This window comes from Verrucomicrobiota bacterium, assembly GCA_037139415.1.
GTDB lineage: Bacteria > Verrucomicrobiota > Verrucomicrobiia > Limisphaerales > Fontisphaeraceae > JBAXGN01.
Genome location: JBAXGN010000218.1, coordinates 1 through 12,005, shown reverse-complemented (window position 1 = coordinate 12,005; position 12,005 = coordinate 1). Strand labels below are relative to the sequence as shown.

At 60.1% G+C, this 12,005-nt stretch carries 5 protein-coding genes and 1 tRNA gene; 4 read left to right on the top strand and 2 right to left on the bottom strand.

All coding sequences use genetic code 11. From position 1 onward, the window contains the following. Positions 1 to 250 precede the first annotated feature (250 nt). Positions 251 to 4,714: an FAD-dependent oxidoreductase gene (locus tag WCO56_25840; GenBank protein ID MEI7733020.1), complete on the bottom strand. Its 4,464-nt coding sequence runs from the start codon at positions 4,712 to 4,714 to the stop codon at positions 251 to 253. 269 nt (positions 4,715 to 4,983) lie between these two features. Here WCO56_25840 and WCO56_25835 point away from each other — a divergent pair. The 4 genes from WCO56_25835 to WCO56_25820 all read left to right on the top strand — a co-directional run bounded on the left by WCO56_25835 (position 4,984) and on the right by WCO56_25820 (position 10,531). Continuing rightward, a tRNA-Val gene (locus WCO56_25835) sits at positions 4,984 to 5,058 on the top strand. Between the two features lie 289 nt (positions 5,059 to 5,347). Continuing rightward, positions 5,348 to 6,676, top strand: a complete 1,329-nt coding sequence (locus WCO56_25830) for an ankyrin repeat domain-containing protein (protein ID MEI7733019.1) — start codon at positions 5,348 to 5,350, stop codon at positions 6,674 to 6,676. Positions 6,677 to 6,745: 69 nt separating this feature from the next. Continuing rightward, entirely contained in the window at positions 6,746 to 10,117 is a 3,372-nt protein-coding gene (locus tag WCO56_25825) for a DUF6259 domain-containing protein (protein MEI7733018.1), read from the top strand. 12 nt (positions 10,118 to 10,129) lie between these two features. Continuing rightward, positions 10,130 to 10,531 carry a hypothetical protein gene (locus WCO56_25820; GenBank protein ID MEI7733017.1) on the top strand — a complete coding sequence of 134 codons (402 nt, stop codon included), beginning with the start codon at positions 10,130 to 10,132 and terminating at the stop codon, positions 10,529 to 10,531. 151 nt (positions 10,532 to 10,682) lie between these two features. Here WCO56_25820 and WCO56_25815 read toward each other — a convergent pair whose 3' ends face one another. After that, a complete protein-coding gene (locus WCO56_25815) occupies positions 10,683 to 11,912 on the bottom strand; it encodes a DUF362 domain-containing protein (GenBank protein MEI7733016.1) in 1,230 nt (409 codons plus the stop codon). Between the last annotated feature and the right edge of the window lie 93 nt (positions 11,913 to 12,005).

The following is a 12,005-nucleotide window of genomic DNA, read 5'->3' as shown; positions in this document are numbered from 1 at the left end:
GAAATTGACAGAGCACGGCGAAAAAGGCAACTTTTATTTGCGGATAAGCACTTAGGCGCGCAGGATTTTGGGCGGCTGGCGAGACGCGAGCGAGGCGCATACCCGTAGCGGTCCGCAACGAGCGAGCAACGAAGCCAGCAGCTCAAAAGACCAGCGAATGAGTCTCATCTTGATAGCGATTTGGAATAAGGAGATCGAACGTTGGTAGCTCGGCACGCGCTGGCACCGGCCGCGATTCGCCCGCCGCACTTCAGTTTGAAGGATTGGGTCCCAAACGGAACAGCCGGTTGGGAATGCGGTTGGTTGCCGGGACATCCAGCATGAGTTCGCCCAAGGGATTGGCCATCAGATTGGTGAAAAGAAGCCAGGGGCCGCCAAGATTGGTGGCCGCTTGAATATCATAGAGACGGTTGGGTTCGCCGGAAAAACCCGCGCGAAAACGACCGCTGGATAACAACGTCGGACGAGCCGTGATGCGGACCCCCTGATCGGCATCAAGGATCACGATCGTGGCCGAATTCTGTGCGCCCGGCACATAATTGGTGCCACTTGCCAAGGTGATCGTGAGCGTTTCGGCCCCCTCGCGGATGAAGTCTGCCGTAGCCTGAATCACCAAGCTGGTGCTGATCACTCCGGGCGGCAACGTGATCGAACCCGGCAACGCCGGGAAGTCCACTCCATTGCTCGCGGTGCCACTCAAGGTGTATGATACCAGCAAGTCAAGATTGGTGTCGCCGAAGCGCACAAACGTGATGCGTGCCGGGTCGCCACCCGCCTCTGAGGTCACTGGGTCTGTGGCCACCACGTGTACTTGCGCCTGCACCGGTGGCAGGTTGGAGGAGAGGAAGCGCACGGCATCCGCAATCACATAGCCGGAGGTTCCGGCGGTGCGAATGACGACCCGCGCATTGGTGCCGGCGTTAAAATTGGTGCGCAGTAACAGCGTCCAGACCCCACCTCCCACCTGCTGGTTTACGAGCAACGTGTTGGTCCCAAACGGGTGGACAATGTCCACCGGCGTATTGGTGGCGCGATTCGAGTAGGCGGTCCAACGCAAATACACTTCGTAAAGATCGTTGGTGGGCAGATTGGGGATGTACGTTACACTCTTCAGCCCCTTATTGGTGTTGCCATCCGTCAGGTAGTCCGGGCCCCAAAAACCCGCAGTGGCAGAACTGCCCGTCCAATCTCCAACCCGGATTGCCCCGGTGCTGTTGTTGTCCACAATGATGCCGCTATCCGAGACGCTCGTACTGCCAAGTTGCTGACCGTCCGCCAGGAGTTGCACCGCCAGGCGGTCATAATTCACCTGCTGGACCGGCACATTTTCATCCAGTGCGAAGGCGGCGGCGGTGGCCGCGCTTTGACTGATAATCATCAGTACCGGCTCCATCCGGCAACTGGCAAAGGCCACATGGCTGGCGGATAGCGCAAAGGTGCAGAGCACATTTTCGCATTCGCCCTGGCGGGGAATCAGGGAACGGTAACTGATCGGGAACGGGGTCGGAGTGGAATTAAACATGCCGCCCTCATGGAGAGCTTGGTTGCCGCTGGCGAAGCGCTGGATAAGATGCGAATCCATGGAATAGGCGGCGAGCCCGATGCTATCGGACGCCATCCGCCCCCCCTGGCAATCCGCTTGCTGCATGACATAATCGCCGACCAGCCGCCGGGCTTCGCGCACGTACAACGTGTGCGGCCAGCCGCCCGTGTCCAGAAATTCATCGCGACACAAGCCCCAGTTTTGCATGTCGCTGCGCACCGCGGCGGGCACCCGGGAGGAGGTGGCGAGAAATAGAAACAAGCCACGGGTATAATCCTCGTGGGCGCGTTGAATGGCGGCGCGTTCCGCGAAGGTGTTGGTCGGCCAGGTCCAGCTTTCCCCGACAAAATCGGTGGAGATATTTCCGTTGGCGTTAATGTCGTATTTGCCGGGCACGGGCGGACGATCCAACGTCATCAATTGCCCCAGGGAAACCGCGCCATCCTTGGCCAAGCGCGCCTCAAGGTAGCGGGCCATCAATTCAAATTGGGTGTCGTTATAGTTGGCGGGCGCGGTGATGGGCAGGAAATTGGTGGCGGACTGGCTGAAGCAGAGGCGGAAGTTGTACGCCTGCACCCCGCGATCACCGCCACCGCGCGGCGCAAGGGCATTGGTCGTCAACAAAGGCAGCACCCCGCTATTGGTATTGCCGGCCACCACGTATGGGTCATACGTGTAGCCGCCGTTGCCCGGGGCCAGCACCCCGGCATAACTTTCACCATAGGTATTGGTTCCCTCTCGTCCGACCGTGAAGGTCACTCCGGCCATCGCCATGAGGTCGCCCTCATAGGTGGTGTCAACGAACATGCGGCTGCGGTGCGCAGAGCCGTCCGCCATGACCACTTGGGCAATGCGCGGTCCATTCATGACCACGGAAGCCAGGTGTTGATTAAACACCACGCGCACCCCCGCTTCTGCCAGCATCTCCCCGAAAATCTGTTCCGCCACCTTCGGTTCCAGATTGAACTGAAGGCTTTTGCCATAGCGCGTCCCATTGCGCCGATAATATTCTCGCGCCATTCCCCCGATGTAATCCGTGCCATTGCTGCCAATATCCGTCCATCCCAACCCGCCGCTGGACATGCCACCAAGATGGTTGTCCGGGCTGAGCAGCACCGTCCGTTTACCGAGCCGCGCCGTCTGCACGGCGGCGATGACTCCGCCGGAAGTGCTGCCATACACCACGATATCGGAATCCGTCGTCATATTTGGACGTTGCAGCACATAGACCAGCAGGCGTTTGACCGGCCACGTGGGAGCGTTGGATGCCTGGTTCCAATCGGGATACGCAACGTCGGGATTATTGCCAATGCCCAAGTCGGGAACGCCGCCCAAGCCCCAACCATTGAAGGTGAAAACGACATTGCCGTGATGCTGGAGTTGCATCGCCCCGCGCCCGGCAGTGGCAGGGGCGGCATCGCTTCCGGGAATGAACTTGAGACTCCCGCCGGTCAGGTTATTGCCGGTGACCACGCCGGCCACGCTTGAACGAACCTCCAGGTTCACCACTGGTTGCTGAAAAATGGCACCAGACTGGGTGGTCGGCACACCGAGTTGCATCGTGTCCGTGACGAATGGATCCACGGCGGCCCAGACAAATTGTAACGGCCCGTTACTGGGTTGCAACTCCAGGTAATATGCTACCCGGCTGAAGTTGGTGGCCCATAAATGATGATCCAAATCATACTTTACGCCAGTGCCATGATAGGCCGCCGTGTTGGGCAGATTCAGCGAATACAGCAAGGTCCACCCGGCAGCCTCTGGCACGTTATTCAATGGTCCGTAGAGCGGCGGGGAAAAGAAATTGGTGGTGATGGGAGCCATGAAGGCAGCGTCCGGCAGCCGTCCCTGAATGCCGGTGACCGTGAGGGAATAGCTGGCGTTGGGAACTTGCAACGAAGTCGCGAGGGTGAGGTTGGTCAAGGTGGCATCCGGGACTGCTTCCGCCGAAGTGATTCCGCCACTTACAAGGAAATTGGCGGGATTGGTGGCCGAATCCGTCACCGCCCGGTCAAACGTCAAGGTCACCGCGCGGCGAGTAGGGAACGCGGTGACACTCAGCAAACTGGGCGGAGCGATCGCAATTACGGTCAGAGTGGCCGGTGCACTGGTGGCGCTGCCAAATTGGTTCGTGACCACGGCCTGGTAGGTTCCCGCATTGGCGAACGTAACCTGGGCAAGATTCAAGGTTGCGTTGGTGCCTTGGGGTAGCGCGTTGGTGACGTTGTTGGTAATGAAATACCATTGGTACGCGAGCGGCAGGGTACCGTTGGCCACGACACTAAACGCCACGGTCCCTCCAGTTTCAATCAGCACATTTTGCGGCGGTGACACGATCACCGGTGCCATGGAAATATTTTCCACGCGAATAGTTTCCAGTTCGCCCAAGGTTAGCGCCGCATCATAGATGCGCACGTCGTCAAACCACGCAGGCGGCGTACGGTCAGCCGTGGCCGCCGCCGTGCTGCCGATGCGGAAATCGGCGGTGGTATTGGTGGGGGTGCCAAAACTGGCGGATTTGTTCATGTCACTGCCCGCTTGGCTGACGCCGCTGTTCGTAGTGCCGCTGTAAAACCGCACTTTTGCGCCGTCATACGTGACGGCGATGAACGTCCAGACATTCGACGAGCTAAATGCCACCGGCCCGGTGACAGTCGGCAGGCCGCTAACCGACTGCCCGTTGATCAAGGAAAACCCAAGCGAAAAATTGATGGCCGAGGGCGATCCCATGAACCGTAGATCAAACCCGGTGGCCCGGGTGCCGTCACTAAAGAGCTTGCTGACCACGCGATCGTTCGCTGCCGGGGATGCCTGCAAATTAAGCCAGGCCGTGATGGTAAGATTGCTCAAGGCGTCCAGTTTATCCGCATCCCCACCGGAAACATAGTACGACCCGGCATTGGTTCCATTCAGACTCAGCGCCGCGACAGAAAATTGACCAGGTGTTTTATTGGTGCGGGTGGCGGCAGATCCGATAAACACGCCGGGCGCGGGCGTGCCGGAACCGGAATCCAGTGCCGCCACAACTCCGGCGGGGTCTTCATCGAAGGTGTACCTCAAAAGCAGTGTCGCGCGCGCGGAACATGGCGCCCAACCATGCACGCACAGGCAGGCGATGGTTAAAAATCGCACCATCTTTAAACGCATGAGCATGAATAAGTATGGTTTCACGCCAATGCAAGGCTCATTCCAATCGGGCCGGTTGCTTCAGTGTGGTTGCCCCTCTGGTAAGGCGTGAAACCTGCCAGTTCGCTGAATCAGATGTTCCATGATCTGCCATGTCAATAACCTATCTGGGTGGCCAGGGAGCGTCAAGGCGCCAGTTCCTTCAATCCGCGGCGGCCAGGCCGGCAGTCGGGTCATCGTCGTACTTTACTTTATCCTGGCCAATAATAAGTGCTTGAATTGATCCGCAGATCCGGTAAGCTACTCCCAAGCGTGCGCGCTTAGCTTAGTGGTAGAGCGCTTCCTTCACACGGAAGAGGTCAGAGGTTCAAATCCTCTAGCGCGCACCATTTTCTTTTCAGCCGCGCATGATCTGCGGTCCAAAGAGTCTGAAACCTGCCTGAAAAGGGTTGTAACGCGCCCAGCACTAAAACTGCATCACCATTGCAACCCTTCTGCACTCCACCTGCCAATCGGGCAAACCGCCGTTGCAAGCCTCAACTTGGTCTTCGTGCATCCGCGCTCAGCATGATTATACTTGGAAAGAAGCGTTTGCGTTATCTTTTGCGCTTGAGGAAATCCGGGAAATCCGCATCGTCTCACCCATCCATGGGTCTGCCCGGCAGAGTCCAAGGAACAATGACACATCGTTGGCAATCATGGGCCGTTTGGGGCGGGACGATGGGCCTGGTTCTCCAGACCCTCGCCGCGCCCATTCATGACGCGGTGAAAAGCGGCAACCTTTCACAGGTGAAGCAGTTGCTGGTGCAGGACCGCAAGAACGCCAACAACAACGATGACATGTATCAACGGGTTCCGCTGCATTTGGCGGTACAGGCCGGTGCAATGGAGATCGCGGAGGCACTGGTCGCCGCCGGGGGGAACCTGAATGCCAAGGATCGTTTTGGCCGCACGCCGCTGCATTACGCCGCTTCCGCCGGCAACCACAAGTTGGTGGAATTCCTGATGACCAAGGGGGCCGATCCGAACGCGCATGATTCCACAGGGAAAACGCCGGCCAAGCTGGCCACGGAAAATAATAAGCGCGAGGTACTCTCTCTGTTGAGCCGGGCGACCGGCGGTAGTACACCAGCCGAACCGGCGCCGGTGGAAGCCCCGGTGGTCACCAAACATTCGCGCCCGCCCGCGCCGCCGGCCGAGTTACCCACGCCCAGCGGCAAATCCGCGCTGGCGCTGGCATTGTTTGAGGCCGTGCAAAAGGGGGAACTGGAAACCGTGCAGCGCGCGCTGAAACTGCAACCGTCACTGGTGAATGCCAAGGGTGACTTTGACAAAACTCCGTTGCATTTTGCCGCGAGCAAAGGCCAGTTGGCCGTGGCGGAGTATCTGCTGGCACGCGGGGCCAAAGTCGGCGCGCCCTCCATGTTTGTGGGGCAACCCTTGCACCTGGCCGCGCAGAACGGGCATCAGGCGCTGGTCGCGCTGTTGTTGGAACGCGGTGCGCCGGTGAACGAGGGCAATTTTGGCGGTCAAACGCCGTTGCACCTGGCGGCACTGGGCGGCCATAAAGAAGCGGTGGAGCTGTTGCTGACCAAGGGTGCGGATCTGAAGGCGCAGGATATTACCGGATTAACCCCGCTGCATACTGCCGTTGCGGGCGGCCACCGCGAGATGGTGGAATTGTTGTTGAGCAAAGGCGCCGAGCTGCAATCCAAAGGCAAATCCGGCACCACACTGCTGCACGTCGCGGCGACCAACAAGGAACCGGGGTTGATTTCATTTTTGCTGGAGCGCGGTCTCACTGCCGATGCCAAAGATGAAGATGGGCTTACGCCGCTGCACCTGGCGGTCAGCGCCGGCAACGTCGCCACGGTGCGCCTGTTGCTGGCGAAGCAGGCCAGCCTGAACAGCAAAGACAAGCAGGGCCGCACAGCCTTGATGATCGCTTCGGCCAGCGGCGCCACCGAATTGGTTGAGTTGTTGAAACGCAGCGGCGCGACGGAATGACGTAAGTGTCATGCTGATGCGGACCGGGAAGTGGGTTCCTCCGCGTCAGTCACAGGTCAATTTCATTTTATGCAAAAATTTATAACAGTCTGCGGGCTTTGGCTGTGCAGCCAAACAATCCTGCCGGCGGCGATCCAGATCGCAAATGACCGGATATTGGTGACTGGAGCACAGGGCACCGTGACGCTGAGCGCCACCAACGGGTCCATCCTGTCCATGACTCAGGCGGGCAAGAATGTCTCGCTGTGGCAAAGTGGCGAACGCGGTTTGTGGCAGGTGAAGTATCGCGAGGGCGGCGAGATCACCGCGGACGCCTTTGCCAAGGGCAACGCCAGCCAGTCCTTCGAGTGCCGGATGGGCCGGAGCCAGGATGAACTGTTGTTGGATTATCGCAGCGCGGAACTGACGGTCAATGTGACATTGACCGTGGTATCAAACGGCATCGCCCTTTCTGCCCAACTTAAGCCCGCCACCAAAACGATTCTGGATTTTTACCTGCCGGCCCGAATGCGGTTCAATCCGGCGACGATGGAGCGGCTGATCTGTCCACCCAACGGCAATATGACGGTGGGCACGGCGTTTCGGTCGCCGTTTTTTCAGGAACAGCCACTGGAGAGTCCTTCTGCCTGGCGTTCCAAATCCGTAGGCCCGGCAGGGTATGCCAGCCTGTATGGCAAACTCCCCAAACAACGTGACATGCGCGATCCGGCGGTCCCGTTGCGCGTGACCGCCGAGGGGAAAACCTGGTTGGGTGAATCCGTGGCGCGCGGCTTGGAAGGCAAGTCCGCAGTGGTTAATCGCCCACCGGGGGAAGGCCAAGCCGACCTGGTGTTGATCGAATCCGAGCACGGCGCTTACCTTTCCGGAAGCCGGTTGGGCGGGCAGGGAATGTTGTGGCGGGTGGGCGGTTTCGTGACGGAACCCGAGGAGAGTCTGATGTTGCGTGCCGTGCCGGCCGTGGTGGCGCGCGTGGCGGGCGAGGCCGTTGTGACCCGCAAAAAGCTGGGGGTTCTGGCACTGACCCGGGGACCGGAACGGGGCGGCGGTAATTACACGGACGTCGCGGAATGGGTAGCGCGCCTGCGGCAATTGCCTTCGGTCACCGCGCGGCAGGTGCAATTGGTGGAACTGACCTCGATCAGCGAACTGGCGGCGGCGCTGGAACAGGGAGAATTTCGCGCGATCTTGAATCCCTACGGCGAATGTCTGCCGGTGCTGAAGCTGGAGGACCACAAGGAGATGGTGGCGCGAGTGGGCCGCTATGTGCGCGACGGCGGGCATTGGTTTGAGGTGGGCGGGTTTTCTTTCTTCGCCGCGCTGATGCCGGTGCGCTATTTCGAGAGTCAGCTCAGTTACCCGCCGGCGTTTGCTGATTTTGCGCAACTGGAATCAGCCCAAGGCACCGTGGCCGTCTATGGCGTGCAACCGCAAACCAGTCAGCCGTGGGAAGGGGCCAAACGCCATGACCTGATTTTCGTGCCCGGCAAACTCGCCTGGGGTGGCGACGTATCGGGCGGCTATTTCGAGCGCGCCTTCGGCACCTTCGTCGAGAAAGGCACCGTGTGGACCTCGCCCAAAGTGTTGTTCATTACAGGACGCACCACCCCGGAGAATCTCGTCCGGTATTGCCAGGAAAACCGGATTGAACGCCGGTTGGAACAAAAGCTCACGCCGGAGGCGCTGAAGAAATTCAAGCAGTCGGTGCTGGTATTTTACACCGGCAACAGCCAGGAGAAATTGGCGCATCTGGACAAACTGCCTGTCCCCACGCTGGTGCATTTTTCTGATTATTTGAAGGGCGGCTTCGACAAGGAATATCCGGATCATCTGCCGCCCAATGCGTGGTTTGGCTCCCCGGCAGACTTGCGGCGCTTCTTCGACCGTTGTCATGAGTTGGGCCACCTGGTCATGCCGTACACCAATCCCACCTGGTGGTGCGATCACCCCAAGGGCCCGACCTTTGAGCGGGAGGGCGAAGCACCCCTGTTAAAAAACCTGGATGGCACGCCCGCGTACGAGCGCTATTCGAAGAATGACGGCTACACCGTGTGCCATTGGCATCCGGCCGTGCAAAAGGTCAACCGCGAAACCGTGCGGCAATTCACAATGGATTACCCGGTGGACGTGTTGTTCCAGGATCAATGCGGCGCACGCACCTGGAAATACGATATGAACCCGGCTTCACCCACGCCTTATGCCTATATGGATGGGCTGGTCTCGCAGGCGGCAGAGGATGCCGCGCGCATGCCGCTCTCCACCGAGGCGGGCTGGGATCGCGTGGTGAATTATGAAGCCCAGTTGTGCGGTCTGAGCTTTCAAGTTGTACCCACCGAAGGCGGACCACCGTGGCGGAAATTCATGAAAAACGAATACCCGCCCAATGCCTGGCAGATTTATCCGGTCGCGCAATATATCGCCCACGATAAAGCGGCGATGCTGTATCATGACCTCGGCCAGTTTGTGACCAATCCCGAGGTGCTCGCCTGGACATTGGGCTTGGGATTCAGCATGAGTTATCGCATCTCTGCGCCCGCCTTGGAACGGGACGCGCCGCGCGAATGGCTGCGCTGGCTGGATCGCCTCCAGAAATCGGTTTGCGCCCAGTATCTCGGCACACCGACGCTGGCGTTCGAGCACCAACAGGCGACGCGGACCGGTGCAGGGGAAAGCATCCGCTCCAAGTTCGGTCTGCTCACCATCGCGGCGAACCTGTCATCCCAGCCGCAGACGGTGGATGGCAAGGCGCTGGCGGCGCATGGTTTCCATGTTTCCGGACCGGGCGTGGTCGCCGGGCGGTTAAGCCAGGTTAATAACCAACGGTTTGGCAACGAGGGCGTCTCGTTTGTCACCGAGGAACGGCAAAAACAATTTGAGGTGTGGGCCTACGCGCCGGCGGAAACGCAGATCGCCGTGGAATTGCCACGCGCCCTGAACGCGAATGCACGGGTGACCTTTGATGGTGGCAAAGCCCAACCGGCCACCATTCAAAACGGCGTGGTGTCACTCCGCCTGCCTGCCCTCGTGGGACAGACCCTGGTTCGCCCGCCGGAAAACCTGGCTGGCAAAGCGCCCAAAGACTGGCCCGGTGGCAAACCGGCCATCGGGGTGATTGATCTCTCGAATGGGCACAAACCCAATTGGACATCCATTATGCCGTCCGCCTGGGTGGCCGCCTTGGAAAAATCGCCCCTGCTCCAGCGCCACGGTCTGGCAGTGCGCCGCCTGACCACGGCGGCGGAATTAGACCAGGCGCTCAAGGCGGGTTCGCAAGCCTGGCTGATGATTGTGAATCCCTATGGGGAAATATTTCCGGCGGGGCTGGCGGGCGACTGGCGCGCGCGGCTGACGCAAATCCGCGAGTACGTGGTGCATGGGGGGCATTGGTGTGAGGCGGCGGGCTTTTCGTTCCATACCGCGCTGATGCCCACGGGCAACGGGTGAAAACCCGCGAGTGTGGGGCCGGCCGGCATGGGCTATCTGGGTCTGCCGGTGGCCGATGGGGAAGTGGAAGCACCGGGCGAACCGTTGACGGTCACCGCGACCGGCCAGCAATGGTTTGGCCCGGAATTATCCACGCGCCTGGGCCGGCTATCGAGCCCGGTGAATCGCGGTCTGCCACGCACCAGACCTGATCCCGGACACTGGGCACTGGTCAGCGGAGCCGGGGCGGATTTCATCGGTGCATACCGTTTCAATGGCTGGGGCGGGTTGTGGCGCATCGGCGGTTTCAATCCCAATCCCGAAGTCGTGTTGCCAGCCATGGTTGCCGTGGCCGAACACCTGGCCACCCAACCGCCGGAACCGGTCCAACCCGGCGGCATCGCCTATCTCTGGCACGCCACGGTCATACCGTAACGCGACCAACTACACCGCGTAGCCGCCGAGGTAAGGAGGCGGATTCCCCATTCCCCTTCCGCGTAGCCGTCGAGGTAAGGAGACGGACATCCGAAATCCCTGGTTCCGTCTCCTTACCTCGACGGCTACCAACGTTGGTCGCAATGCCGGACTACATGTGGAGATTCAGCGGCGGGTACGGATACCGCGCCTTGGCAAGCGTCAGCCCGCGCACGTCAATTCTGGCCAAATCCGCCGTACCCAAACCAGCCTGTTCAGCCAACAGCAAATGGTTTTCACAATTACCAAACGGTTCCACGCCGAGCGGGGCGCGCGGGTTGGCAAAACCCATGACGGCGGTGCCCACCGCATCGGTGGCAACCGGATCCAAACCCGCAATAAGCACGCCCGGCTTGGTGAATTTTATCTCGGTACTCCAAGGTCCTTCCGCGCCGCTCATGGACGTGATGCCGTCAATGATGGCCAGGTGAATCGGCCGCGCCGCGCACAGGTCCGTGATGATGCGCGGGATGCGTTCCCCCGGATTCAACGGTTCCTTGCCCGGCTTGAACTTGAAGCCGGGCGGATCAATCCGGCGCGGCAGGCCGATCGGTGAGTGCAGGAAGTCCCGGCCTTCCGTGGCGTCCTCGCTGCCCGCCCCGCTGCCGTAGAGGGCGTTGGGCGTGATGCCAAACAGGTTCTTCATCGAGAGCGTCACGCCGGCGGTGTAATGTTGCTTGAGCTTGCAAAGCGAGACCAGCACGTCCGTCTCGTCATACGCGTGATTCAGTTGAAAGCTGGCGAACATCCGCCCGCCGCCGGGCACTTTGAATTCGGCATACGCTTTGCCCAGGCCAAGATTGCGCGTGTTCTCAAATTCCACACGGCCCAGCGCGCGCAACTGGTTGACATCCCAATCGCCCAGCTCCAGCGTCGTCTCCAGCCTGGCCTTGCTCTGGGTGGATTCCACCAGGCGCACCCGTCGTGCGCCGGCCTCGATCAGCAAGCCGGTCAGGGCCAGCGCGGTGGAAAAATGGGTCATGTAACTTTCGCCCACCGGTCGTTTGAAAACCGGGGTGAAATCGGTGCCGGTTAGATTCAGCTTTACGGTAACGGTTTTGGCTTTCACCAGCGAACCAATCCCGCCCAACAGGTCGAAGGATTGTTTCAGTGCGGTGCGCACCTCCGGGCCGTAACCCTGGCAGCCCACGATGGCCACCGGAGTTGTGCCCGCTGTCTTCGTCACGGAGTCTGCCGCCCGGGCAGCCATCGGTGACAGGCCAAACGGTAGCGCCGCCGCCAAGGTGCCACTCCAACGGATAAAATCCCGGCGGGAACATCCCGCAGCAAGGAGACTGGCACGGCAACCCAAAACGGAGGGCGAAGGTTTATTTTGCGTCATAGGCGGAGGTTATTCCAATGAGCTTTCAAGCTGAGACGAAGGCGCGCAGGATTTTGGGCGGCTGGCGAGACGCGAGCGAGGCGCATACCCGTA